29 protein-coding genes are annotated in these 22183 nt (G+C 68.7%); 14 read left to right on the top strand and 15 right to left on the bottom strand.

Translation table 11 applies throughout. The annotated features are described in order from the left end of the window. Positions 1–13: 13 nt before the first annotated feature. From IE88_RS18420 to IE88_RS0113965, 3 genes are read right to left on the bottom strand one after another with little or no spacing between them, the layout of a single operon-like run. Positions 14–1912: a serine hydrolase gene (locus IE88_RS18420; protein WP_162178355.1), complete on the bottom strand. Its 1899-nt coding sequence runs from the start codon at positions 1910–1912 to the stop codon at positions 14–16. A 4-nt stretch (positions 1913–1916) separates the two neighbouring features. Then, entirely contained in the window at positions 1917–2552 is a 636-nt protein-coding gene (locus tag IE88_RS0113970; RefSeq protein WP_031555587.1) for a serine hydrolase domain-containing protein, read from the bottom strand. Continuing rightward, the gene (locus IE88_RS0113965; RefSeq protein WP_031555584.1) at positions 2549–2953 is read right to left on the bottom strand and encodes a hypothetical protein; all 405 of its coding nucleotides are present in this window, start codon (positions 2951–2953) and stop codon (positions 2549–2551) included. Before IE88_RS0113965 ends, IE88_RS0113970 begins: the two co-directional genes overlap by 4 nt. 128 nt (positions 2954–3081) lie before the next feature. Between IE88_RS0113965 and IE88_RS17570 the strand changes: the two genes are divergently transcribed. After that, positions 3082–3591: a MarR family winged helix-turn-helix transcriptional regulator gene (locus tag IE88_RS17570; protein WP_051882288.1), complete on the top strand. Its 510-nt coding sequence runs from the start codon at positions 3082–3084 to the stop codon at positions 3589–3591. A gap of 62 nt (positions 3592–3653) precedes the next feature. On the opposite strand, the gene IE88_RS0113955 is transcribed toward IE88_RS17570, so the two are convergent. The 4 genes from IE88_RS0113955 to IE88_RS18260 all read right to left on the bottom strand — a co-directional run bounded on the left by IE88_RS0113955 (position 3654) and on the right by IE88_RS18260 (position 6457). Then, positions 3654–4109 (bottom strand): hypothetical protein, encoded by a 456-nt coding sequence (locus IE88_RS0113955; RefSeq protein WP_031555578.1) that lies wholly within the window; start codon positions 4107–4109, stop codon positions 3654–3656. 84 nt (positions 4110–4193) lie between these two features. After that, positions 4194–4799 (bottom strand): hypothetical protein, encoded by a 606-nt coding sequence (locus tag IE88_RS0113950; RefSeq protein ID WP_031555576.1) that lies wholly within the window; start codon positions 4797–4799, stop codon positions 4194–4196. Continuing rightward, positions 4793–5932, bottom strand: coding sequence for a succinyl-diaminopimelate desuccinylase (dapE, locus tag IE88_RS0113945; protein WP_031555575.1), 1140 nt, complete (start codon positions 5930–5932; stop codon positions 4793–4795). The genes IE88_RS0113950 and dapE overlap by 7 nt, the downstream gene beginning before the upstream one ends. Positions 5933–5992: 60 nt before the next feature. Next, complete coding sequence (locus tag IE88_RS18260) at positions 5993–6457, bottom strand: YkvA family protein (protein ID WP_051882286.1); 465 nt, start codon at positions 6455–6457, stop codon at positions 5993–5995. A gap of 150 nt (positions 6458–6607) precedes the next feature. Between IE88_RS18260 and IE88_RS0113935 the strand changes: the two genes are divergently transcribed. The 4 genes from IE88_RS0113935 (at position 6608) to IE88_RS0113920 (ending at position 9475) form a co-directional block, all read left to right on the top strand. After that, positions 6608–7759, top strand: a complete 1152-nt coding sequence (locus tag IE88_RS0113935) for an AI-2E family transporter (protein ID WP_031555569.1) — start codon at positions 6608–6610, stop codon at positions 7757–7759. Between the two features lie 106 nt (positions 7760–7865). Continuing rightward, positions 7866–8423 (top strand): c-type cytochrome, encoded by a 558-nt coding sequence (locus tag IE88_RS0113930; RefSeq protein WP_051882284.1) that lies wholly within the window; start codon positions 7866–7868, stop codon positions 8421–8423. Between the two features lie 18 nt (positions 8424–8441). Beyond that, complete coding sequence (locus tag IE88_RS0113925) at positions 8442–8921, top strand: DUF305 domain-containing protein (protein WP_238319315.1); 480 nt, start codon at positions 8442–8444, stop codon at positions 8919–8921. After that, the gene (locus IE88_RS0113920) at positions 8918–9475 is read left to right on the top strand and encodes a hypothetical protein (protein WP_156032615.1); all 558 of its coding nucleotides are present in this window, start codon (positions 8918–8920) and stop codon (positions 9473–9475) included. The genes IE88_RS0113925 and IE88_RS0113920 overlap by 4 nt, the downstream gene beginning before the upstream one ends. A 12-nt stretch (positions 9476–9487) precedes the next feature. Here the strand turns inward: IE88_RS0113920 and IE88_RS0113915 are convergent, their stop codons facing one another. Beyond that, entirely contained in the window at positions 9488–10396 is a 909-nt protein-coding gene (locus IE88_RS0113915) for a hydrogen peroxide-inducible genes activator (protein WP_238319319.1), read from the bottom strand. A gap of 157 nt (positions 10397–10553) precedes the next feature. Between IE88_RS0113915 and IE88_RS0113910 the strand changes: the two genes are divergently transcribed. After that, complete coding sequence (locus tag IE88_RS0113910) at positions 10554–11099, top strand: peroxiredoxin (RefSeq protein WP_031555550.1); 546 nt, start codon at positions 10554–10556, stop codon at positions 11097–11099. A 222-nt stretch (positions 11100–11321) separates the two neighbouring features. Further along, entirely contained in the window at positions 11322–11855 is a 534-nt protein-coding gene (ahpD, locus tag IE88_RS0113905) for an alkylhydroperoxidase, AhpD family (protein WP_031555548.1), read from the top strand. A gap of 49 nt (positions 11856–11904) precedes the next feature. Here ahpD and IE88_RS17565 read toward each other — a convergent pair whose 3' ends face one another. Genes IE88_RS17565 through IE88_RS0113890 form a run of 3 tightly spaced genes read right to left on the bottom strand, consistent with a single transcriptional unit; the run spans position 11905 to position 13395 of the window. Continuing rightward, the gene (locus IE88_RS17565; protein ID WP_031555546.1) at positions 11905–12387 is read right to left on the bottom strand and encodes a MotE family protein; all 483 of its coding nucleotides are present in this window, start codon (positions 12385–12387) and stop codon (positions 11905–11907) included. Continuing rightward, positions 12384–12899, bottom strand: a complete 516-nt coding sequence (locus IE88_RS0113895; RefSeq protein ID WP_031555544.1) for a hypothetical protein — start codon at positions 12897–12899, stop codon at positions 12384–12386. Before IE88_RS0113895 ends, IE88_RS17565 begins: the two co-directional genes overlap by 4 nt. Positions 12900–12906: 7 nt before the next feature. Further along, positions 12907–13395: a flagellar basal body-associated FliL family protein gene (locus IE88_RS0113890; RefSeq protein ID WP_081871691.1), complete on the bottom strand. Its 489-nt coding sequence runs from the start codon at positions 13393–13395 to the stop codon at positions 12907–12909. A 116-nt stretch (positions 13396–13511) separates the two neighbouring features. Here IE88_RS0113890 and fliF point away from each other — a divergent pair, with 116 nt between their 5' ends. The 4 genes from fliF (at position 13512) to IE88_RS0113870 (ending at position 17099) form a co-directional block, all read left to right on the top strand. Further along, on the top strand, positions 13512–15002 hold the full coding sequence (fliF, locus tag IE88_RS0113885) for a flagellar basal-body MS-ring/collar protein FliF (RefSeq protein WP_036767394.1): 1491 nt from the start codon (positions 13512–13514) through the stop codon (positions 15000–15002). Next, entirely contained in the window at positions 14999–15259 is a 261-nt protein-coding gene (locus IE88_RS0113880) for a FliM/FliN family flagellar motor switch protein (RefSeq protein WP_036767391.1), read from the top strand. The genes fliF and IE88_RS0113880 overlap by 4 nt, the downstream gene beginning before the upstream one ends. Beyond that, positions 15256–16011, top strand: a complete 756-nt coding sequence (gene fliP / locus IE88_RS0113875; RefSeq protein ID WP_031555532.1) for a flagellar type III secretion system pore protein FliP — start codon at positions 15256–15258, stop codon at positions 16009–16011. The genes IE88_RS0113880 and fliP overlap by 4 nt, the downstream gene beginning before the upstream one ends. 86 nt (positions 16012–16097) lie before the next feature. Beyond that, a complete protein-coding gene (locus IE88_RS0113870) occupies positions 16098–17099 on the top strand; it encodes a FliG C-terminal domain-containing protein (protein ID WP_162178354.1) in 1002 nt (333 codons plus the stop codon). Between the two features lie 26 nt (positions 17100–17125). Here IE88_RS0113870 and IE88_RS18255 read toward each other — a convergent pair whose 3' ends face one another. Further along, on the bottom strand, positions 17126–17269 hold the full coding sequence (locus IE88_RS18255; protein WP_156032613.1) for a hypothetical protein: 144 nt from the start codon (positions 17267–17269) through the stop codon (positions 17126–17128). A gap of 72 nt (positions 17270–17341) precedes the next feature. Between IE88_RS18255 and IE88_RS18250 the strand changes: the two genes are divergently transcribed. Beyond that, positions 17342–17686, top strand: a complete 345-nt coding sequence (locus IE88_RS18250) for a cupin domain-containing protein (RefSeq protein ID WP_031555529.1) — start codon at positions 17342–17344, stop codon at positions 17684–17686. A gap of 4 nt (positions 17687–17690) precedes the next feature. Continuing rightward, complete coding sequence (locus IE88_RS0113855) at positions 17691–18728, top strand: sodium:calcium antiporter (RefSeq protein ID WP_051882279.1); 1038 nt, start codon at positions 17691–17693, stop codon at positions 18726–18728. A 3-nt stretch (positions 18729–18731) separates the two neighbouring features. On the opposite strand, the gene IE88_RS0113850 is transcribed toward IE88_RS0113855, so the two are convergent. From IE88_RS0113850 to IE88_RS0113840, 3 genes are all read right to left on the bottom strand, one after another. Next, on the bottom strand, positions 18732–19241 hold the full coding sequence (locus tag IE88_RS0113850) for a hypothetical protein (RefSeq protein WP_031555525.1): 510 nt from the start codon (positions 19239–19241) through the stop codon (positions 18732–18734). Between the two features lie 206 nt (positions 19242–19447). Next, on the bottom strand, positions 19448–20173 hold the full coding sequence (phbB, locus tag IE88_RS0113845) for an acetoacetyl-CoA reductase (protein ID WP_031555523.1): 726 nt from the start codon (positions 20171–20173) through the stop codon (positions 19448–19450). A gap of 53 nt (positions 20174–20226) precedes the next feature. Continuing rightward, the gene (locus tag IE88_RS0113840; protein WP_031555521.1) at positions 20227–21411 is read right to left on the bottom strand and encodes an acetyl-CoA C-acetyltransferase; all 1185 of its coding nucleotides are present in this window, start codon (positions 21409–21411) and stop codon (positions 20227–20229) included. Between the two features lie 132 nt (positions 21412–21543). Between IE88_RS0113840 and phaR the strand changes: the two genes are divergently transcribed. Further along, positions 21544–22179 carry a polyhydroxyalkanoate synthesis repressor PhaR gene (phaR, locus tag IE88_RS0113835; protein ID WP_081871689.1) on the top strand — a complete coding sequence of 212 codons (636 nt, stop codon included), beginning with the start codon at positions 21544–21546 and terminating at the stop codon, positions 22177–22179. The last annotated feature ends 4 nt before the right edge of the window (positions 22180–22183 follow it).

Raw genomic sequence — 22183 nt, 5'->3', positions numbered from 1 at the left:
TCCTGACGGGCGGTCATTCCTGCCCGCCTTCGGCGCGGCGCGGCGCCTCCTGGTAGCCGCTGCGCGCGAACCAGGCATCGCGCAGGGCTTCGGCCTGTTCCCGCTCGCCCGTCCCGGTCACGACCGCGAAGCCGGTGTCGCGGACCGGGTCGTAGGCGCCGAAGGACTCGAACGGGCCGTTGCTGCCGCTGAGCCAGGTCAGCGCGACAGGCTCACCCTCCCTTGCGGCATGCAGGATCCGCCCGCCGAGCGCATAGGAACTCTCGGGCGATACGACCGTCGTCAGCCGGGCGATCGCGCCTTGTGAAAAGCCCGCCGCATGGGCGAAGCGCATCAGGCCGAGAAGGTCCGCCGCGCTGCCGCCGATCCCGCCGGCGCAACCTGCCCAGGCCGGAAGGTCCGGCACGGGCTCGCTCGGAACCGTCGCCTGCGGCCCGCTCAAGACGCCGACGACCTGCTGCGCGCCCTCCATCCCGGCCGGGCCGAAAACGTAATCGTCCAGCAAGGCGGCGAGAGGCCGATCACCCGCCTCTTCCAGGACCGCCTGAACGAGTATCCAGTTCGAGATCGCGTAGTCATAGGCCTCGCCCGGCTCGAAGACGGGCGTGCCGCCTGCGAAGCGGTCGGCGGCCTCGGCCGCCGTCATCCGCTCCGAGAGCACGCTTTCGTCTTCGGCCATGGCGGCGACGAGGCCATCGGGCAAGCCCGAGCGGTTCTCCAGGAGGTGCGAGAGCGTCAACCCGCTCCCGGCGGGGCCTCGATAGGCGGGAAGATAGCGCGCGACCGGCGCATCGAGATCAAGCCGCCCCTCCTCGGCGAGCGACAGCGCGAGAAGCGTGCAGGCATATTTCGAGATCGACCCGAACTGGTAGAGGCCGCCGGGCGCCGCTCCGCCCCCTGCCCGCTCGACGGTTTCGCCGCTTGGAAGCAGCGTCGCCGATGCATATGCGAAGCCCTCATCGCTTTGGTGCGGCGCCTCGGCGACTTGCGCTTCGAAGGCGGCGGCGAGCTTTTCGGTCCTGTTCATCTCGAACCAGCGCGGCTCGGGCAGGTCCTGTGCCCACGCCATCTGCTCGAACAGCGTGCCTTGCGCGAAGGGCACCTCCGGCGCCTCGCGATAGACGGGATCGGCGAAAGCCTCGTCGGCGGAAACGATTTCCCAGCCTGCCTCTCGCAGCGCGGCGACGAGATCGTCCACGAACAGCGCCGCGAGGTCGGTCTCGTGCGGCAGCATGACATGGGCGGGCGAGCGGCCGATCGTGCGGCGGGCGAGATCGTCGTAGAAGTCCGCCGCCTCGACGTGTCGCGCCACATAGAAATCGCGAAGCGCATTCATGTCGAGAGCCCTGCCCTCGGCCACAGCCTTGCTCGCCGCGTCGTCGATCCACCAGTCGGAGGCATTGACGCTCACCCAGGCGTCGAGGAGGTTCCGCTCAGCCAGCGCGGCGCGGACAGCGTCCCGCTTGTCCGTGTCCGGACCGCCAGCGTCGAGATAGGGAAAGCGGAACCATTGACGGCGCCCCTCCCGCCCTTCCAGCCAGGACTCCGCCGCGTCGATATCGGCGATGAACGCGTCCAGCGGAACCGCCTGCAAGCGCGGATGGGTCATCGAGTGGTTGGCGATGACGTGGCCGGCCTCGACATAGGCCGCGATCCGCGCCGTCCCACCCCTCTTGTCGGCATCGGCGAGCATTCCGGGGTTCAGGAAGAACGCCGCCTGCTCGACGCCCGCTTCGTCCAGCGCCCCGATCAGGCGACGTGTCCGCTCGTCCTGGCCGAAGAACGCGCCCTCCGCACGCGGCACGTCGTCGAAGGTCAGCGCGATGCGCTTGGGCGCAGGCGCCGCTGCGCAGACGGCGAGCGAAAGGAGCGCGCAGGCGAAGACATGGCCGAGCGAGAACCGGAACGTCATGACATCACTCCTGACCGGGACCCGGACGGGCCCGTTCATACCGGGAAAGGAAGGGCGAGGCCGGATCGAGCACTGTCTCCTGCACGACCTGAAGAAAGCCGCGCCCCGTCTTCGCTTCGATGGCCCGGGCGAGCCACTCGAACCCCTCCCCCGAATAGCCGTAGCGCTCGCCCGGCACCGCTTCGAAGGAAAGGCGTCCGCCGGGCGTGAAGAAGCGCCAGTTCGGCAGGCCGGTGCCATGGCTGAGCACGTGCCGCGCCGTCATCTGCAACGCCCGCGGATCGTCCGCGACATCCGGATCGACGGAATAGGCCGCCAGCCTCATCACCGTCTCGGGGACGACGGTCTTCGTGATCGACGCCACGTTGAGGCGGGTCGCCGCGGTCGCCTCGACGCCCGGGCGGACCTCGCCATAGACACGGGACCAGGCGAGTTCACCGCTCTTCATCACGCCGATCGCCGCCGTGTTCACGCCGGCGTCCTCGAAGATGGCGCCGAGAGCCGCCGCGGCAGGAGCGTCTGGCTCGGCGATGCTTCCGAAGGCGGCAGCCGCCGCCCGGTCGTTCCTGTCGCACCCCGCAAGCGCGACCGCGGCGAAGGCCAGCGCGGCGGGACGCAGCATTCCGCCGCTCGAGATCATTCCGGACACGGGGAATCGCCCTGCGTCGCCGTCCACGGCATCAAAAAGTCCCTGCCGACCGCGAGCGTCTGCCCGATGAAGACCTCTCCGGAGAGGCGGGCGGCATGGTGATAGGCGCCCGATGCGTCTTCGGTCACGGCGCTGAAGATCAGAGAGTTGGCCGTGCGCGTCGCCCGCGCCGTCTCGAAGGCCGCGCCGTAAAAGCTGCCCTCGATGGCGACCGATCTCGCCGGCGCTGTCGGCAGGCCCTCGAGCACCATCCTCGTCCTGCTCGGCGGCGCGTCATCGGCATGGGAGAGGCAGACCGTCCATGCCTGAGCGGCCCGCGCATGCTCCGCGCCGCCCGTCATTGCGGCGCACGCGGCCAGAGCGGCGCTCAAGGCCGGGATCGCTTGGAACATCTCATCCTCCCCATCGCCCCTACATGTTAGGAGCCTAATGTAGTCATGTCGAGAGGGTGTCCCCTCCGGTGGACTTGCCCGGCCGCCCCGGCTCTATCTGCGGCTTCGCGCAACCTGGCCGATGCTGCATGTCCGATTTTCGATGGATCGCCGACGCGTCGATCACGACGAGAATGCGCAGCGTGCTCGAGCGCCTGCAATCGGAGAACGCGCAGATCTATGCGGCGCATGGCTTCGATTCGTTCAACAACTGGATCGCGCCCCTCGTCCTTCTCGCATCGTCCGGGGATGCGCCGATGACGGCGGCCCGGATCGCGAAGGCGCTCAGGGTCTCGGCGCCGACGATGTCGCAGACGCTTCGGGACATGACGACGGCAGGCCTCGTCACCGCGACGGACGACCCGGAGGACAAGCGCCGGAAACGCCTGCGCCTGACGGCGGCTGGCCGGAACGCCCTTGTGGAGATCGAGCCCCTGCTTGATGCCTATCTCGGCGTCAGCGAGGACCTCGACCGGGAAGCCGGCGGCCTCCTCCGGGCGATCGACGCGCTGGCGGATGCGCTCGACCGCCGATCGCTGACCGACCGCGTCGCCGACAAGCTCGCAGCGCAAAGCGGGACGCGCCCGGCCGGACGCTGAGCCGGCCAACGAAGAAGGGCGCGGCGGGAACCGTTCGCGGCCCCAAGACGGCGAGCGCCGCCCTAGCGCAGTCCCGGGTCCTGGGCATTGGCTTCCGCCTGCGCCTTGCGCAGCTGCGCCATGACCGGGTGGTCGCCTTCGGGATAGGCCGCGTCGAGCCTGTCCGAGCACTGGCGGGCCTGCGCCATCAGATAGTCGCCGCGGGCATCCGCGCTTTCCGCATCGCCCCCGCCCGGCATGGTCTCGTTGAGCGTGTCGAAGGCGGAGAGGACCGCCTGTTCCAGCTCCTCCTCCTGCCCGGGCGCAGAGGCAGTCAGCTCGTATTCCCAGAAGGCGAGGCCGAGCACCGCGGCCTTCTTGGTGGCGGGCGGCACGTTCTCGGCGCCCTGCATGGCCTGGACCATGCGCGCGAAGACGGCGCCGCAGCGGGCGGCCTCGTCGGTCGAGAAGGCGCCCTGCGCCGAGGCGGGGCCGGCAAGGCCGAGGCCCGCGGCGACTGTGAGGAGAAGGATGCGCAAGGACGGCCGCCTTTCGGTGATGCGAGAGGCCGCAAGGCTAGACGTCTCCCGGCACGGAGAGAAGGGCCGCCCCCTTACAACGCCTCAAGAGGAGAGGAAGGGAGAGGCGAGGATCGTCACGACCACGACGGCGAGGAAGCGCACGAGGAACAGCATGACGAGAATGCCGATGGTCGGCCCCGTCTCAGCGCCCAGAGCCCGCTTCACCACGCCCCATTCGAGCCAGACGGCGAGGACGAAGGTCAGGAAGCCGACGAGAAGCGACAGCCCCGGCACGCCCAGCAGGATCGCCAGCGCCGCCCCGATCCCCGCGAACAGGCTGGCGATCAGGCGCGACCAGTTATAGCCGATGATCAGCGGGCTGACGCGCCAGCCCGCGCCCGTGCGCGCCGCGATCCTCGCCAGGATGAACAGGGCGGCGGTCCAGGCGAGATAGGTGCTGGCGAGGCCCATCGCCGCGAGGATGCCCGCGCCGGGAACGGGCCCCGGGCTGCCGCCTGGCGCGGCCAGCTGCATCTGCCGGGCCACCTCGTTCACCAGCACGATGGCCGGGATGGCGAGCGGCATCGCCCAGAAGGAGTGGAAGACGGCCTGCGCGGACAGGTCCATCCGCTCCTGCCAGTCGGCCCGCCCCCGGGCCATGCCCAGCGTGCCGGAGATCCCGCTCGCGATATCGCCTCCGCTCACCATGCGGCCGCGCGCTCCGCATAGCCTGCGAGGATGCGGCCATAGATGCGGGCCAGCGTCTCGATATCCGCCGTCGCCACCCGTTCATTCGTCTGGTGCATGGTCTCGCCGACGAGGCCGAATTCGACCGTTGGGGCATGCCGCGACAGGAAGCGGGCATCGGATGTGCCGCCCGCGGTGGAGGGCTCCGGCCTCAGCCCGGTCTCGGCCTCCGCCGCGCCGGCGATCAGCGCGGTGAACTCCTCGTCCTCGGTTAGGAAGGCCTCCCCCGAGACGCGCGGCGCGAGCGTCCATTCCCAGCCAGGCAGGGCCTCATCGATCCGCCTCTCGAGTTCCCGCACGAGGCTCTCGCCGGTCCAGCTCGGATTGAAGCGGACATTGAACCGCGCCCAGGCCATGCCCGGGATGACATTCTCCGCCGTCTGCGGCGTGCCCCAGGCCGTGAGCTCGAGGTTCGAGGGCTGGAACCGGGCATAGCCTTCGTCGAGCGGGGTCCCGGTCAGCGCGCCGAGCGCGCGCAGCAGCGCCGGCAGCGGGTTCGCCGCATTGTGCGGATAGGCGACATGGCCCTGGCGACCGGTCACCGTCAGAACGGCATTGCACGAGCCCCTGCGCCCGACCTTCATCATCTCGCCGAGCGTGCCGGGATTGGTCGGCTCGCCGACGAGGCAGTGGTCGAACCCCAGCCCCTCCGCCTCGATCGCGGCGAGCGCGCGCTTCGTGCCGTCGAGCGCAGCGCCCTCCTCGTCCCCGGTGATCAGGAGCGCCAGCGGCGGCGCCTCCTCCGCCTGCGCGACCGCCGCGACGAAGGCGGCGACGGCGCCCTTCATGTCGGAGGCGCCGCGCCCGTGCAGGAGGCCTCCCCGCACCACGGGCTCGAAAGGCGGCGTCCGCCAGCCCGCCTCGTCGCCCGGCGGAACGACATCGGTGTGACCGGCAAAGCAGAGGCGCGGCCCGCCCTCGCCGCGCTCGGCCCAGAGATTGTCCACCTCGCCGAAGGGCAGCCTGCGCACGGTGAAGCCGAGCGCTTCGAGCCAGCCCTGCAGGAGGTCGAGCGCGCCCCCCTCCGCAGGGGTCACGGAAGGGCAGCGGATGAGATCTGCGGCCAGCGCCACCGGTGATCGAAGGTCGTTCATGGCCTGCTTATCGCGAAGGGCACGCGCCGGGGCAACGGAGCCGGACGGCGCGCCGCACTTTCACTGCGCCTTCAGATAGGCTTCCGCCTTGGCCCGGTGCTCGTCCGTCACATGGCCGCCCAGATACATCCATGCCCCGGCCAGGACGCCCGCATCGTCGAGCAGGCCGATGACCGGCGTGACGTCCGGGATGAGGTCGAAGGGGTTGATGAAGTAGAGGAGGATCACCGCGAACCCCGCCTTGGCCGACAGCGGCACCTCCGGATCGCGCAGCGCGTAATAGCCCGTCAGAAGCCGCAGGGCGACGTCCCGGTTGAGGCGCGAGAGCATGCGCACGAGCTTGCCGAGAAAATCGCGCTCGATCTTCTCCTTGGCGTCCTCGACCTCTTCCTCGCTCATGTCTGCGGCATGGGAGAGCTCCCGCTCCGCCCGCGCGACATGGCGCGGCGAGGGGTGCTCCACCTCCTCGGCCATCCGCTCGCCTTCGTTCCGCGCTTCGCCGCCGCGCCGTCGCCACCAGGCCATCGCTCGTCCCTCTTCTGCTCGCCCTCGCATGTGCGGTGTCGCGCAGGCTCTCGCAACTCCGGCCGATCCCCGTTACCTTCGCCGGACAGGCGGGCCGGGCGAAGGAACAAGGCATTGACGATCGTACAAGACCCGAAAAGCGGCGGGACGATGAGCGCTCCCGTCCGCGCGCAGCGGGGCGATCGGCGCTCCTTGCAGGCGCTCTTCTTCGGCCTCGGCTTCGCGATCATGTTCGTCTTCGTCCTGTGGATCGCCAAGGGCGTGATCGTGCCGGTCGTGATCGCGGCCTTCGTCTCCTTCCTCATCGTCACGGTGAAGCGCGGCATAGACCGGGTGCCGGTGATCGGCAGGCACCTGCCCGAGAGCATCGAGTTCATCCTCGCCTTCGCGGTGATCGTGCTGGTCCTGTTCGGCCTCGCGCTGATCATTCGCGAAAACGTCGAGGAGGTCGTCGCCCAGGCGCCGCTCTACCAGGCGCGCTTCGGAGAGATCACGCAGAACGCCATCGTCTTCGTCACCGACCTGCCCTTCGTCACCGAAGAGGCGGCCGATGCGGCCGATACGCTGAGGGAACAGGCCGTCGCCTTCGGCCAGGACGCGCTGGGCGACGTCGCGGGCCTCGCCAGCGGCATTCTGGGCGGCCTGCTGACGATCTTCCTCTACACCGCCTTCATGCTGGTCGAGCGCGGCCGCTTCCTGGTCAAGGTCACCAAGATCGCCGGCCCGAAGAACGCGGCCGTGATCGTGCACGACGTCATCGACGATATCGGGCACCTCGTCCGGCAATATATCTCGATCAAGACGCTGACGAGCCTGATCGTCGCCGCGATCTCCTATGCGATCATGACGGTCCTGGGCGTCGACTTCGCCGCCTTCTGGGCGCTGATCATCTTCGCCTTCAACTTCATCCCGATCATCGGCTCGATCATCGCCGTGATCCTGCCGAGCGTCCTCGCGCTCGTGCAGCCCGGCGGGGGGCTGGCGCTGGCAGCCCTCACCCTCGGCCTCCTGACCGCCGCCGAGCAGGCCGTCGGCTCGGTCCTGGAGCCGCGCCTCCTCGGCCGCTCGCTCAACCTCTCCCCCCTCGTCATCCTTCTCAGCCTCGCAAGCTGGGGCACGCTTTGGGGCTTCGCCGGCATGCTGCTCTGCGTGCCGATCACCGTCGCCATCATGATCGTGCTCAGCCAGTTCGAGACCACGCGCGCGATCGCGGTCCTCCTGTCGGACAACGGCGAGGTCGCGCCGCTCAAGCGCGGGCACACCGACCTCGAGGAACGCAGAAAGCAGGCTCCGGCACGATGAGGCCGGTCGGCGCCGCTGCACTTCGCCCGAACGGTCCTCGCGCCGCCGTGTTGGCATGTCCGAGGCCGTTCCCGCCCGGACCGGCCTCGGAGTGCGGAGGCGCAGCATGGCAAAATCACGCAAGGGATTCGGCATGGGCGTCGGGGCAGGCATTGCCGGCCTGCTCCTCCTGGCCCTCCTGATCGGGCTCATCACCGTCTATTCGGGCGGCTACAACGTGGCGGCGACCGAGCCGCATTCGCCCGTCAGCCGCTGGGCCCTGAACACGACCATGCACAATGCGGTCGAGGCGCGGGCCCCGGGCGAAGAAGACCTTCCGCCCCTTTCGGTGGCCGACATCGCAGCCGGCGCGGGCGCCTACAAGGCGATGTGCGAGCACTGCCATGGCGGCCCCGGCGCCGAGCGCGCCGACTGGGCCGAGCACATGCTTCCCATGCCGCCCCACCTGACCGAGGCCGCCGCCGAGTGGGCGCCGAACGAGATGTTCTGGATCCTGCAGAACGGCGTGAAGATGTCGGGCATGCCCGCCTTCGGCCCGTCCCATTCGGACGAAGAGCTCCTGAACATCGTCGCCTTCGTCGACCGGCTGCCCGCGATGACCGCGGACGAATATGCGGATCTCTCCGCACAGGGCGGGCATGGCGGCGAAGGTCACGAGCACTGACCGGCCAAGAGAAGCAAGATGAAGGAGAGTGCGCGGATGCAGATGTCCTACCTGCGCTTTGCAGCGATGATCGCCACCTCGACCGTGGTGATGTTCATCCTCATGTACCTGAACACCTATACGTGGAGCCAGGTGCTCTGGAGCGAGACGCGCACCTATATGGCGATCCTGATGGGCGCGACCATGGCCGTCATCATGCTCGCCTTCATGCTGTCCATGTACAAGAACAAGATCGTCAATATCGGCATCTTCGTCGGCGCCGCATTGGTCTTCGCGCTCTCTCTCTGGCTCGTGCGCAGCCAGGCAACGGTCGGCGACGTCGCCTATATGAAGGCGATGGTGCCGCACCACTCCATCGCCATCATGACCAGCGAGCGGGCGCAGATCACCGATCCCCGCGTGCGCAAGCTCGCCGACGAGATCATCGAGGCGCAGCGGCGCGAGATCGCGGAGATGAAATATCTCATCAACGACCTCGAAAACGGGGAGAACGAATGATGCGGCACCTGACGTCCTGCCTCCGCCCCGCCGCATCCGCCCTCGCGGGCATGCTGCTTCTGGCCGCCTGCGGCGAAGGCGCGCCGCGCGACGAGAACCATCCCGACATGCAATCCGAGACGATGCCGGACATCGTGCCCGCGCCCGAGGCGATCATGCTCGCCAGCATCCCGACGACCGACCCCGTGACGCTGTATGAGGCGGAAATCGCGAAAGTCCTTCCCGAAGGGCCCCGCTGCGCCTTCTCCTATACGAGCGGCAGCCGTCCGATCCTCTCGGGCACGGCGCCCGCGGATGCGAGGGATGTGGCCACCGGCGTGGTCAAGCTGCATGGTCGGCTGGTGGAACTCGAAACCGCCGAGCCCGTCGGGTTCGAAGCCCTGGCGAGCGGCGTCACCTATGTCTCTGACGGGCTGCGCATGACAGTCGAGCCGGTACCCGACAAGGGCGTCTCGGAGGGTGAAGGCTGGGTACAGACGATTGCCGATCTGCGCTTCGTCCTGGAACAGGGCCTGCTGGTCGATTATCGCGGCTATTACCGCTGCGACGCCTGATCACGGCGCCGCTCAGCCGCCCTGTCCGGCGTGCGTCCGGTCCGCGCGCTGGCGCGAAGCGGAGAGGATGTCGGCGAGCGCCCGCGCCTCCTCCTCCCTGTCCGAACCCCGCCGCCAGGCGAGGCCGAGATCGCGGCTGGGACTGGCATTGCGGTCGCGCACGGGAATGGCGCGCAGCCCCGCGCCCGCCGCAAGGCCCGCATCGCTGGCGAGGCGGGGCAGAAGAGTGGTGCCGAGCCCCGAGCGGACCATCTGCACGAGAGTGAACAGGCTGGTCGCGCCGAAAGCGGCGGCGACCTGCCGGTCCTGCAGCTTGCAGGCCGACAAGGCGTGATCGCGCAGGCAGTGCCCGTCCTCCAGCAGGAGAAGCGTCTCCGCGTCGAGCTGCGCGCTTGTCACGGCATCCTCGTCCGCAAGCGGATGATCGGGGCGGCAGACGAAGACGAAGGGGTCTTCGCCGAAGATCAGCGTGTCGAGCCCCTCCGCCTCGACCGGCAGGGCGATCACCGCCATGTCGAGACGGCCGGCCTTCAGACCCGAAACCAGATTCTCGGTCAGGTCCTCGCGCAGATAGAGCCGCAGATCCGGATAGGCCTCGTCCAGCCGCGGCATGAGGCCGGGCAGGAGGAAGGGACCGATCGTCGGGATCAGGCCGAGCCGCAGGTCTCCGGTCAGGAGCGGCCGGGCCGCCGCGATGCGGACCATCTCCTCGGCCAGCGCGACCATCTCCTCGGCCCTGCCGGCGACCTCTTCGCCGAGCGTGGTCAGGGCGAATCGCTTGGCCGAGCGATCGACCAGCGGGGCGTCGAGGATCGTCTCGAACTCCTTCACCCCTGCGGACAGGGTCGACTGGCTCACGCAGCATTCCTTGGCCGCGCCGCTGAAGGAGCCGTGCCTGACGAGGCTCGAAAAGAACTGCATCTGACGGAGTGTGGGGAAGGCTGCCATCTATCGATTTTTCCGATACGTCCTGCACATATAATCAATTTGAATGCACTGCAACATCGATCCATATGCCGCTCGTGACCCGGCGGGGCCGCCGCCTGGTCACGAGACAAGCGAATTCGAAGGAAATTTTATGCTCGGCGTTGGCGACAAGCTCCCCGACTTCAAGATCAATGGCGTGAAGCCCGGCTTCAACGACATCGAAGAGAACGGCGAAAGCGCGTTCGAAGAAATCACGCAGGACAGCTTCGAAGGCAAGTGGAAGTGCATCTACTTCTACCCGAAGGACTTCACCTTCGTCTGCCCGACCGAAATCGCTGAATTCGGCTCTCTCTCCGAAGAGTTCGCGGATCGCGACTGCATCGTCATGGGCGGCAGCTCCGACAACGAGTTCGTCAAGCTGGCCTGGCGCCGCGACCATGCGGACCTCAACAAGCACCCCGCATGGCAGTTCGCCGACACGACCGGCAGCCTGATCGACGGTCTCGGCATCCGCTCCGAAGAGGGCGTGGCGCTGCGCGCGACCTTCCTGGTCGACCCGCACAACGTCATCCAGCATGTCTACGTGAATAATCTGAACGTCGGACGGAACCCTCAGGACACCCTGCGCGTTCTCGATGCACTTCAGACGGACGAGCTCTGCCCTTGCAACCGCGCAGTCGGTGGCGACACGCTCTAAATCAGTCTGAAGGGATCGGCCTGTCCCTGCCCTACCCGATAGCAGGCCGATCCTGAGGAGCGTCAGCCGGGACTTCCCCCCTGCCCTGTGTCCCGGCTGACGCTCCCCTTCTCCAGGGACGGCGCTGGCGCCGTCCTTTCTTCCACATCTTCAGGCGCGCGCGAGGCGACCGGACCGCTTCCGGCCGCATTCCGCATGCGCGCCCGCATGAAAGGCGAGACCATGTCCCTGCAAGACCTCCGCGAAACGCTTCCTGGCTATGCCAAGGATCTCAAGCTGAACCTCTCGAGCCTCTCCCGCGAGGAGGGCCTGACCGACCAGCAGAAATGGGGCACGTTCCTCGCCTCGGCGCTGGCCGGACGCAATGAGACGGTCATCAAGGCCCTCAGCGCCGAAGCCGGACAGCACCTGTCCGCCGAAGCGGTCGAGGCCGCCAAGGCCGCCGCGGCGATCATGGGCATGAACAACGTCTATTACCGCTTCACCCACATGGTCTCCGAAAAGGCCTATGCGACCCTGCCGGCCAAGCTGCGCATGCAGGTGATCGCCAATCCGGGCGTCGAGAAGGTCGATTTCGAGCTGTGGTCGCTCGCCGTCTCGGCGATCAATGGTTGCGGCATGTGCGTGGACAGCCATGACGCCGTCGTGCGCAAGGGCGGCCTGTCGACCGAGCAGGTCCAGACCGCCGTGCGCATCGCGGCCGTGGTCCACGCCGTCAGCGCGGTGCTCGACGGCGAGGCGGCCCTCGCCGGCTGAGCGTTCGCCGCCGGAGGCGCGCCGCGGCATGCCGAGCCCGCGGCGCGCCTTACGATGACATGGCGGCGGCGAGGCGGCTCGCCGCCGCCGCCTCCATCTCCCCCAGGATCGAGCCCGCGCTCGCGGGCGGCATCCCCAGCAGGATCGGCGCGGCCTGCCCGGGCGGCAGCGCGGCCAGGATGCCGGCCGCCTTGCGCGGCGGCATCGCCGTATACATGGCCGCGAGCCTCCTTGTCTGGTCGAGGCCGGTCTGCCGTCCTGCCTCCTGCGCCTTTCGCCGCGCGGAAAGCGCCCGCGCTTCCGCCAGCGCCTTGTCCGCCGCGATGGCGCGGGCCTCCGTCTCTCGCGATTGCGCATCCAGCTCGGCCTGCCAGGCGTCGAGCTGCGCGAAATTTTCCTCCGTATCCCGAGAGTCTTCCGCGGCGGGCGCGGGCCTTGGCGCGATCGCCGCCAGCGCCTCCGCACTCCGCGCCGCCATGCTCAGCGCGAAGAGCCCGCCCAGCATGACGAGGACCTGGGGGCGCCCCTTCACGACGCCACCGCCCTGAGAAAGGGATTGGGCCCTTCGGCCGCGCGCTGCCGGACATGCTGCACCGGCACTTCGGGGTCCGCGACGAGAGCCGTGATCTTCTCGGCGATCCCGACGGCCTCGCTCAGCGCTTCGAGCTCGACGCGCGCCTTCGACGCGATGACGGCGAGCGATTTCTCCGCCGCTTCCTGCGTCTCGACCATGCGGCTCTCGGCCTGCCGCCCCTGCCCTTCGAGCACGCCGATCAGGTCTTCGGTCTCCTGGCGCCGCGAAGCGAGCTGCGCATGCGCCGCATCGAGCGTCTCGACCGCCTCCTGCGCTGCCCTGGATATGCCCTGGCTCGCGGCCTGGCTCGCCTTGATCGCATCGGACAGATCGACGATCGCGCGGCTCACCCCGCCCTTGAGCGAGTGCATCGCCTTGAGCCGGCGGGACAGCCGCCAGCAATAAAGAAGCGTGCATGCGCAGGTTCCGATGAGCGTCAGGTCGAGGCTCAGGCTCAACGTGTTTTCCATGTCTTCCTCACGTCGTGATGTAGTCGGTCAGGAGGACGCTCCTGACGCTCGCCTCTCCGAGAACGCCGCGCGCGGATCGAAGGAACGCCTCGCGCAGCGTTTCCAGCCCTTCGGGGCCGGTCAGCGTCTCCGGCCCCACTTCGCGCGCCGCGGCGGTGAAGCCGTCCCGCAGGCGCGGCGCTTCTTCCTCTGCCCGCTTCGCGGCCTTTTCATCCGTCTCCAGCGCGATGACCACGCGCAGGCGCGGCGCCCGCCGCCGCCCCTGCTCCGGATCGCTGAGCGAGACGATGATCGGCTCCATCGGCACGATCACGCTCGCCTGCGCCGCGCCATGCTCTTCCTCGACGGCCTCGCGCTCCGGCGCGGCCTTCTCCTTCGTGCCGGGGCCCAGCGGGTCCAGCCAGCTGACAGCGAGGGCGGCGAGACCGCCCGCCGCCGCGGTCAGCGCGATGCTCACCGGATTGGTTCCGCCCGAAGCCTCCTGCGGCTCACTCATCGATCGCACCCTCCACACTTCAAAGTAACGACGGTGTGAAGATTGCAACCACAGGTAAAGGCTCTGTTAACGTCTACCCCATAGCCCGTTAACGGTCGCAACCGGCGGGGGCCCTCATGTCACTTCTCACAACCCTCAAGGAACTGCCCTGGCAGAAGAAGGCCATGGCGGGCGGTGCCGTCCTGGCCACCGTGCTGATCATGGTGGTGCTGGCGCGCAGCGCCGCACGGCCGCAAATGGCGCTTCTCTATGCGGGCCTCGACAGCGTCGCGGCGGGCGAGGTCGTGGCCGCGCTCGATGCCGAGGGCGTCGCCTACGAGATCGAGGGAGAGCGCATCAGCGTGCCCGCGACCGAGCGCGACCGCCTGCGCATGACGCTGGCGGGGGACGGCCTGCCGCGCCAGTCATCCGCCGGCTACGAACTCCTCGACGAGCTGTCGGGCTTCTCGACCACCTCGGACATGTTCTCCGCCGCCTATTGGCGCGCCAAGGAGGGCGAGCTGACGCGCACGGTCCTCCAGATCCCGGGCGTGCGCGCGGCACGCGTGCATATCGGAGCGGAAAGCCGCAGCCCCTTCGCCCGGGAGCGCACGCCGCGCACCGCCTCGGTCACCCTGACCGCGCCCGGCGGGCTGTCGCGCGCCCAGGTCAAAGCCATCCAGCACATGACCGCCCTCGCCGTCTCCGGCCTCTCGCCGCAGGAAGTGGCCGTCATCGAGACAGCCCGGGGCATATTGACCGAGACCGAGGACGAGGCCGGCCTTGCGGGCCTCGACGAGAATGCGCGCGCCGCCGCGCTGGAAGCCGATCTGATCCGACTGCTCGAAGCGCGGGTGGGACCGGGCAATGCGCGGGTCGAGGTCGCGATGCGCCTGAGCCGCGAGCGCGAAGCCTGGACCGAGCGGGCCGTGGACCCTGCAAGCGCCGTCGTCACGCGCCGCTCCCGCACCGAACGCAGCGAAACCGAAACGGGCACGGATGCCGCCGTCACGGTCGCAAGCGACCTGCCCGACGGCGATGCGGGCCGGCAAGGCGCCGAGACCCGTTCGCAGGCGGACGAAACGCGCGAGGAGCTCACTTATGCCGTCACCGAGCGCGATGTGAGCGGCGAACGCCTGCCCGGCGAGATTACCGCCCTTTCGATCGCGGTCCTGCTCAACGACGCGCCGGGAGCCGAGGGCGAGGAGCCCGCGCCCCGGACGGCCGAAGAGGTCGCGGCGCTTCGGGGACTCGTCGCCTCGGCGTCCGGGCTCGACGAGGCGCGGGGCGACCGCCTGACGATCGAGGTGCTGCCCTTCGATGCGCCGGCGCTCGAAATGGCCGAGGCGCCTCGCCTCGCGCCCGCCACCGAGGCGAGGCTGTGGCAGGCCGGCCAGGTCGCCTTTCTGGGCATCGTCGCGCTCCTGCTCGGCCTCTTCGTGGTTAGGCCGATCCTGACCGGCGCTGGGCAGGATGCCGCCGGGACCGAAGCGCTCGCCGCGCTGGATGGCGGCGAGCTGCCGCTCGCCGACGATCCCCTCGATGCCCTTCGGTCCGCCGCCGCCAATGAGCCAGAGGCCGCGGCCGCATTACTCAACGCCTGGCTCGAAGAGGAGGACGCGGCATGAGCGAAGCCGTCGCCACACAGGATGCAATTCCCGCAGCGCTCGAAGGGCTTCCCCTGACCCTGACGATCCGCATCGGGACGGCCCGCCGCACCGTGGCGGAGGTCACGCAGCTCGCCGAGGGCAGCCTTCTCGCGCTCGATGCGCGGGTGGACGAGCCCCTGGACATCTGCATCGGGGACAGGGTCGTCGCCCGGGGAGAGCTGACCGAGAGCGAAGATGGCGGCCTCGCCGTCAAGCTGACGGAGATCGAGGGATGAAACGCTTCCTCGTCCTCCTGACGATCGCCCTGGCCCTGCTCGCGGTTCCGGCCGCGGCGCAGGATCGGGGCGCTGTATCGGGAGCCGAGGCCGCCATCGGCGAGCTCGTCTCCGAGAGCGGATCGCTGCGCTCCGAGCTGATCCCGCTCTTCCTGGTCGTCACGGTGCTGAGCCTCGCGCCCGGCATCGCGATCATGGTCACCTGCTTTCCCTTCATGGCGATCGTCTTCAGCTTCCTGCGCCAGGCGATCGGCCTGCAGCATGCGCCGCCGGCCATGATGCTGACGAGCCTCGCGCTCTTCCTGACCTTCTTCGTGATGGAGCCCGTCTTCAGCACCGCCTGGCAGGAAGGGCTGAAGCCGCTCATGGACGGAGCGGTCGACGAGACCGCCGGGATCGCCGCCACTCTCGAGCCCCTGCGCGTCTTCATGGAGGCGCGCACGCCCCAGGACGTGATCTCCCGCCTGTCCGACGCGGCGCAGATTCCAGCGCCTGCGGACGAAGCGGCGCCCCTTTCGCTGCTCGTGCCGTCCTTCATGCTGTCCGAGATCACACGGGCCTTCCAGATCGGCTTCGCGATCTTCCTGCCCTTCCTCGTCATCGACCTCGTCGTCGCCTCGGTTCTGATGGCGATGGGGATGATGATGGTTCCGCCCGCCGTCGTGGCCCTGCCCTTCAAGCTCGCCTTCTTCGTCATCGCAGATGGGTGGGTCCGCATCACCGAAGCGCTGCTCAGAGGCTATATCCAGTGAACGCCGTCGCCATGAAACCCGCTCCCGCAGACACGGCCGCCCCCGCTGCTCCGCCCCAGCCCTCCGCGCCGGCCGGGAAGGCGGCGATGCGGCAACTCGCGCCTGCCGAGCGTGTCGCCGTCATCCTCTCGCTTCTCGAACCCGACATGGCCCGCTCGCTCGCCGAGGAACTCGAATATGGCGGCGTCGACCGCGTCGTGACGGCCTTCGAGAACATGGGAACGCTCCCAAGGCCCGTCATCCTCCAGGTGATCGCGAGCTTCGTGGCCGATCTGCGCAACCCCAATCCCTTCGTCAGGGGCGGCCAGCGCCAGGCCCAGGCGCTGGCCGAGCGGCTGGTGCCGGCGCCGGAGATCGACTTCGACTCCATCGTCCAGCCGGTCGCCTTCGGCATTGGCGAAGGCGCTTCGCCTGAGGCGGTCTGGTCCTATGTCGCCGAGATGCCGCCGGAGGACCTCGCCGCGACCCTGGCCGACGAGCGCCCCGCCGTGATCGCCATCGTGCTGACGCGCCTGCCCGAAGCGAAGGGCGCCGCTCTCCTCAACGCGCTGCGGGAGCCGCTCGCCGTCGCGGCCGTCCGTCATATCGCCAGCGGCCGTTCCGTGTCGGGCGAGACCCTCGACGCCATCGCCGAGTCCCTGCGCGTGCGGGCGTCGGCGCCGGACCAAGCGCAGGGAACCGATGGCTCCGCGACCCTCACCGCCCTCCTCAACCGCTGCCCCCTGTCCCGGCAGGAAGCCGTCCTCGCCCCCTTGCGCGAAAGCGCGGCGGAGACGGCGGAGCGGGTCGAGGCGGCCCTGCTGCGCTTCGATACACTCGCCGACAAGCTGCCGCGCACGGCAGCGCCGATTCTCTTCCGCGAGGCCGAGCAGCGCGTTCTCGACACGGCTCTGCGCTATGGGGCCGAAGCCTCGCCCGAGGCGACGAACTTCCTCTATTCGAACATCTCGCAGCGGCTCGCCGAACAGATCCGCGAGCGGGTGGCGAGCCTGCCCATGCCGAGCGAGGAAGAGGGCGAGCGGGCGCAGGCCGAGCTGATCGCCACGCTCCTGGAGTGGGCGGAGGACGGCCGCTTCTCGATCGCCTGACCCATCCCGGACGCGGCCAGGGCGGCTCAGTCCTTGCCGCGCGCGGGATTTTCGGGGTCCATTTCGCGGCGCGATCCGCCGGTTCTTTCCCGGTCGCGCTTGCCCTCTTCGGCGGGCGGCTGGCGCGGATGCTCGTCCTGATCCTTGCGGGGGTCGGTCCTGTCGGTCATTGCGTCGCTCCTTTCTCTCCGAACGCCTGCGCGCGCGCCGTGTTCCCACCGGGAAGAGCAATGGAGGACCCGATGGCCGACAAGATCGAGAAGTTGAACGCCGGCGACGCGACGCCCGGCAGCCGCGGCGAAGCGCAGATGATCGAAGGCGGCGGCATGGCGCTGCGCGAATGGAACGAGGGCAAGACGACCGGCAAGGACGATCATGCCCAGGATTACGAGACGCTGGGCTATGTGGTCAGCGGCGAAGCGCGCCTGTGCTCCGGCGGCGAGACGCTGCACCTGACCCAGGGCGACAGCTGGCGCGTGCCCAAGGGCGTCATGCACCACTACGAGGTCGACGAAAGCTTCCGCGCGGTCGAAGTGACCTCTCCGCCCGCGCGCGGACAGGCGCTCGGCGGCCACGCGACAGGCTGAATCCTTGCTGCTGCCGCCCCCGGAGACGACCGGAAGCATTCTTCTCGCCTTCGGGATCGCGGCAGTGGCGATCCTGCTGGCCGGCGTGCGCCTGTCCGGCGTCGCCGACCGCCTCGCCGACCGGACCCGCCTCGGCGAGGCCGTGGTCGGCGCCGTCCTTCTGGGCGCCGCGACCTCCCTTTCGGGCCTGACGACCTCGGTGGTCGCGGCCTGGAACAACCTGCCCGAACTCGCGGTGTCGAACGCGGCCGGCGGCATTGCCGGCCAGACCTTCTTTCTCGCGGTCGCGGATCTCGCCTATCGCAGAGCCAATCTCGAACATGCCGCCGCCAGCCTCGAGAACATGATACAGGGCACGGTGCTGACCGGCTGCCTGTCCCTGGCTGTTCTCGGCACGGCCATGCCGGGCTACGAGCTGGCGGGCGTCCATCCGGCGAGCTACCTGCTCGTCCTCTTCTACGCGCTCGGCCTCTGGGTCACCCGTCGCGCCGGCAAGGAGCCCGGCTGGCGCGCGCAGCAGACCCGCGAGACGCGGCAGGACGATCCCGATCAGGACGACAGCGGCGATGCGTCGACCCTTCGCCTATGGGCGGAATTCGCGGGCCTCGCAGCGGTGACCGCCTGCGCGGGCTTCGTCGTCAGCCGGGCTGCTGAAGGCGCCATCGTGGTGTGGGACCTGTCCCAGTCGGTGACCGGGGCCTTCGCGACCGCGCTCGTCACCTCGCTGCCCGAACTCGTGACGACGGTGGCTGCCGTGCGGCGCGGCGCGCTGACGCTCGCTGTCGGCGGCATCATCGGCGGGAATGCATTCGACGTCCTCTTCCTCGCCGCATCGGACGCGGCCTATCGCGAGGGCTCTATCTACGATGCGGTGACCGAGCGGCAGGTGTTCATCATCGCGCTTTCGCTGCTGATGACGACCGTGCTCGTCATGGGCCTTCTGCGCCGCGAGCGGCAGGGCCCCGGGGGGATCGGGTTCGAGACCGTGGTCCTGATCGGCGCCTATCTGACCGGCAGCGCCGCCCTCATCGTGGCGGGCTGACTCTCACGAACGCTCGCCGCTCCCGGCCAGCGGCGCCAGGCTCGCGACCGATTTGTTCGTCGGCAGGACCGCCCGGCCCGTCAGCGGCACGCTGTCGGGAACGGACTTGCTGCCGGCCAGCAGCGTGGCGCCGCCAGTGACCGCGAGACGCAGGACGGCATCGCCCTCGGCATCCTTGTAGATCGTGTCCCCGCGCGAGCCGGTGACCTTTTCGAGCCTTACCACCGGACGGCCGATCGTGCCGCCCTCTTCGCGGCATTCGCCCTTCGCCTCCTTGCAGAGGAAGCGCAGGAACGCGCCGCGATCGGTCAGTTCGAGAACGAATTGCTCAGGGCCGCCGAGCGCTCCGTAGACGCGCGCGCCCTCCCCGCCGACGCGATCTGTGCGCATCGGGCCCGGCGGCGCGGTGAGGCGGTCGAGGCTCTCCGAATCGAGGGTCTGCCGCGCGATGCCGTCACCGAAGGCCGCCGCCGTCAGCGTCGTCGCTCCGAGCAGGAGGATCAGCAACGCCATGCGTCCCCGGCGTGGCTTTTCCCGGAATACGTATTCCCGTCTTTTCAGTACCGCCATGCGCATCTCCCTTCTGGCTCCAGCCGCCAAGACAGCCAGACGGTCTCCCCATGCAGGCCATGAAAACACAGCTTTATGGCGGAGGCGTGACGGGACTTGCGAGACCTTCAGCGAAAGGAGAAACTTTCCGTTAACCGAAGAGCACTTCGTCAGCTTGCGATGTATTGGGCGCCATTGGCACTCAGGACTGTGCCGGTAATGAAGCCGGCCCCGTCGCTGACGAGGAAGCTCACCGCATGCGCGATCTCCTCGGGGCGGCCCAGCCTGCCGACGGGAATCTGTGCAGTGACGGATTCCAGGACCTCCGGCTTCATCTGCGCCGTCATGTCCGTCTCGATATAGCCGGGGGCGATCGCGTTGACAGTGATGCCCTTGCGCGCCGTTTCCAGCGCCAGCGCCCGGGTGAAGCCGATCAGGCCCGCCTTGGCCGCGGAATAGTTCACCTGCCCGAACTGGCCCTTCTGGCCGTTGATCGACGAGATGTTGACGATGCGTCCGTGCCCGCGCTCGCGCATGCCGTCGATGACGGGGCGGGTCATGTTGAAGGCGCTGTCGAGATTGGTCCGCATCACGGACTGCCACTGGTCGAGGCCCATCTTGTGGAAGGCGCCGTCGCGGGTGATGCCGGCATTGTTCACCAGGACCGCGATGTCGCCATGCTTCTCGCCCACCTCGGCCAGGGTGGCCGCGCAGGCGTCATGCTCGGACACGTCGCATTTGTAGACGGCGATGCCGAGGGTTTCGGCGCATTGGCGCGCCGCCTCCTCATTGCCTCCATAGATCGCGACGACATCGTAGCCGTCGCTTTTCAGCCGTTCCGAGATCGCTCTGCCGATCCCGCGCGTGCCGCCGGTCACCACCGCAACTTTGCTCATGCTCTCCTCCCGTCATGGGGCGCCGGGCTGTTTCGTCCCGGCGCCTTCCTCTCTCAGCTTACACGTTCAACGCACATCGCCACGCCCATTCCACCGCCGATGCACAGCGTTGCGAGCCCCTTGTCCTGCTCGCGGCGCCTGAGTTCATAAAGAAGCGTCGTCAGGACGCGCGCGCCCGAAGCGCCGATCGGGTGGCCGAGCGCGATGGCGCCGCCATTGACGTTCACCTTCTCCATGTCCCAGCCCATCTCCTTGGCGACGGCGAGGGACTGCGCGGCGAAGGCTTCATTGGCCTCGATCAGGTCGAGGTCGTCCATGCTCCACCCGGCCTTCTTGAGCGCGAGCTTCGAGGCGGGCGCGGGCGCGATGCCCATGATCGAGGGATCGACGCCGCAATGGGCGAAGGAGACGATACGGGCGAGCGGCGTCGCCCCCTGCTCGCGCGCGGCCTCTTCGGACATCAGGACGAGCGCGGCCGCGCCATCATTGATGCCCGACGCATTGCCCGCCGTCACGCTTCCATCCTTGGCGAAGGCCGGACGCAGGCCGCCGAGCGTGTCCTGAGTGGTGTTCGGGCGGATATATTCGTCCTTCTCCATCACCGTGTCGCCCTTGCGGCCCGGAACGGTGACCGGAACGATCTCCGCATCGAAGCGGCCGGCCTCCTGCGCGGCGGCGGCCTTTTTCTGGCTCGACGCGGCGAAGGCATCCTGATCCTCGCGGCTGATCGAGTATTTCTCCGCCAGATTCTCGGCCGTCCTGCCCATGTGGTAGTCGTTGAAGGCGTCCCACAGGCCGTCGACGATCATCGTGTCGACCATGGTCGCGGGTCCCATCTTCACCCCGTTGCGCAAATGGCTCGCATGCGGGGCCTGGGACATGCTCTCCTGCCCGCCCGCGACGACGATGCGGGCATCGCCGTTCTGGATCGCCTGCGCGCCCAGCATGGCCGCGCGCAGGCCGGAGCCGCAGACCTGGTTGATGGTCATGGCCGGACGCTCCTGCGGAATGCCCGCCTTCATGCTGGCCTGGCGGGCGGGGTTCTGCCCCAGGGCGGCCGTCAGGACATTGCCCATGACGACCTCGTCCACGCGCGCGCCTTCGACGCCTGCGCGGGCGAGCGCCTCCTCAATCGCGGCCTTGCCCAGCTCGACCGCGGAGAGCGGCGCCAGGGTGCCGCTGAAGGAACCGATCGGTGTGCGGGCGGCGGATGCGATGACGACGTTGGTGCTTGGCATGTGAGGCTCCTCCTGGCGCTTTTCCGCGATTTGGCGCGGGGCTTTGTCCCGCAAGGCGATTTGAGCTACGCATGGACCTGACACAACCGGCAGGCCCCTCGGCCTTCCGTCACGCGGATCGGAAAAGACCTCATGGCTGATCTCGAACAGAAGCGGCAAGCGCAAAGCAAGCGCGAAGCGCACAAGGACGAAGCTGCTTCCGGAAAGGACGGGCAGAATTTCGGCAAGCGGGCCGGTCCGACCATCGTCAAGAAATACGCGAACCGGCGGCTCTACAACACCGCGACCAGCTCCTATGTCACGCTGGACCATCTGGCGGAAATGGTTCGCGCCGAAGAGGATTTCGTCGTCGTCGACGCCAAGTCCGGCGAGGACCTGACGCGCTCGGTCCTGGCCCAGATCATCTTCGAGCAGGAAAACCGCGGCGAGACCATGCTGCCCGTCCCCTTCCTGCGCAAGCTGATCGGCCTTTACGGCAACAACCTGCAGAGCTTCGTGCCCTCCTATCTCGAAGCCTCGATGGAGGCCTTCGCCAAGAACCAGGAAGCCATGCGGCGCTCGGTCACCGAGGCCTTCGCCAGCCCCAAGAGCGGCGTGAGCCTGTTCGAGGAGGCCGCTCGCAAGAACATGGCCTTCTTCGAGCAGAGCATGCGGATGTTCGGCCTGGATGCGCCCAAGCAAGAGAACGGCGAGGCGGAGGAGCTTCGCGCCCTGCGCAGCGAAGTGGAGCGGCTCAAGGCCGCCCTCGCGGAAAAGGAGAGCCGCTGACGCG

The organism is Parvularcula oceani, from assembly GCF_000733125.1.
Classification (GTDB): domain Bacteria; phylum Pseudomonadota; class Alphaproteobacteria; order Caulobacterales; family Parvularculaceae; genus Parvularcula; species Parvularcula oceani.
This window is presented reverse-complemented; position numbering and strand designations above follow the sequence as displayed.

Bases quoted from the DNA above. Each gene is read 5' to 3' on its own strand.
- IE88_RS18420 (WP_162178355.1), bottom strand. From the start codon at position 1,912: ATGACGTTCCGGTTCTCGCTCGGCCATGTCTTCGCCTGCGCGCTCCTT.
- IE88_RS0113970 (WP_031555587.1), bottom strand. From the start codon at position 2,552: ATGATCTCGAGCGGCGGAATGCTGCGTCCCGCCGCGCTGGCCTTCGCC.
- IE88_RS0113965 (WP_031555584.1), bottom strand. From the start codon at position 2,953: ATGTTCCAAGCGATCCCGGCCTTGAGCGCCGCTCTGGCCGCGTGCGCC.
- IE88_RS17570 (WP_051882288.1), top strand. From the start codon at position 3,082: ATGTCCGATTTTCGATGGATCGCCGACGCGTCGATCACGACGAGAATG.
- IE88_RS0113950 (WP_031555576.1), bottom strand. From the start codon at position 4,799: ATGGTGAGCGGAGGCGATATCGCGAGCGGGATCTCCGGCACGCTGGGC.
- dapE (WP_031555575.1), bottom strand. From the start codon at position 5,932: ATGAACGACCTTCGATCACCGGTGGCGCTGGCCGCAGATCTCATCCGC.
- IE88_RS18260 (WP_051882286.1), bottom strand. From the start codon at position 6,457: ATGGCCTGGTGGCGACGGCGCGGCGGCGAAGCGCGGAACGAAGGCGAG.
- IE88_RS0113935 (WP_031555569.1), top strand. From the start codon at position 6,608: ATGAGCGCTCCCGTCCGCGCGCAGCGGGGCGATCGGCGCTCCTTGCAG.
- IE88_RS0113930 (WP_051882284.1), top strand. From the start codon at position 7,866: ATGGCAAAATCACGCAAGGGATTCGGCATGGGCGTCGGGGCAGGCATT.
- IE88_RS0113925 (WP_238319315.1), top strand. From the start codon at position 8,442: ATGAAGGAGAGTGCGCGGATGCAGATGTCCTACCTGCGCTTTGCAGCG.
- IE88_RS0113920 (WP_156032615.1), top strand. From the start codon at position 8,918: ATGATGCGGCACCTGACGTCCTGCCTCCGCCCCGCCGCATCCGCCCTC.
- IE88_RS0113915 (WP_238319319.1), bottom strand. From the start codon at position 10,396: ATGCAGTTCTTTTCGAGCCTCGTCAGGCACGGCTCCTTCAGCGGCGCG.
- IE88_RS0113910 (WP_031555550.1), top strand. From the start codon at position 10,554: ATGCTCGGCGTTGGCGACAAGCTCCCCGACTTCAAGATCAATGGCGTG.
- ahpD (WP_031555548.1), top strand. From the start codon at position 11,322: ATGTCCCTGCAAGACCTCCGCGAAACGCTTCCTGGCTATGCCAAGGAT.
- IE88_RS0113895 (WP_031555544.1), bottom strand. From the start codon at position 12,899: ATGGAAAACACGTTGAGCCTGAGCCTCGACCTGACGCTCATCGGAACC.
- IE88_RS0113890 (WP_081871691.1), bottom strand. From the start codon at position 13,395: ATGAGTGAGCCGCAGGAGGCTTCGGGCGGAACCAATCCGGTGAGCATC.
- fliF (WP_036767394.1), top strand. From the start codon at position 13,512: ATGTCACTTCTCACAACCCTCAAGGAACTGCCCTGGCAGAAGAAGGCC.
- IE88_RS0113880 (WP_036767391.1), top strand. From the start codon at position 14,999: ATGAGCGAAGCCGTCGCCACACAGGATGCAATTCCCGCAGCGCTCGAA.
- fliP (WP_031555532.1), top strand. From the start codon at position 15,256: ATGAAACGCTTCCTCGTCCTCCTGACGATCGCCCTGGCCCTGCTCGCG.
- IE88_RS0113870 (WP_162178354.1), top strand. From the start codon at position 16,098: ATGCGGCAACTCGCGCCTGCCGAGCGTGTCGCCGTCATCCTCTCGCTT.
- IE88_RS18255 (WP_156032613.1), bottom strand. From the start codon at position 17,269: ATGACCGACAGGACCGACCCCCGCAAGGATCAGGACGAGCATCCGCGC.
- IE88_RS18250 (WP_031555529.1), top strand. From the start codon at position 17,342: ATGGCCGACAAGATCGAGAAGTTGAACGCCGGCGACGCGACGCCCGGC.
- IE88_RS0113850 (WP_031555525.1), bottom strand. From the start codon at position 19,241: ATGGCGTTGCTGATCCTCCTGCTCGGAGCGACGACGCTGACGGCGGCG.
- phbB (WP_031555523.1), bottom strand. From the start codon at position 20,173: ATGAGCAAAGTTGCGGTGGTGACCGGCGGCACGCGCGGGATCGGCAGA.
- IE88_RS0113840 (WP_031555521.1), bottom strand. From the start codon at position 21,411: ATGCCAAGCACCAACGTCGTCATCGCATCCGCCGCCCGCACACCGATC.
- phaR (WP_081871689.1), top strand. From the start codon at position 21,544: ATGGCTGATCTCGAACAGAAGCGGCAAGCGCAAAGCAAGCGCGAAGCG.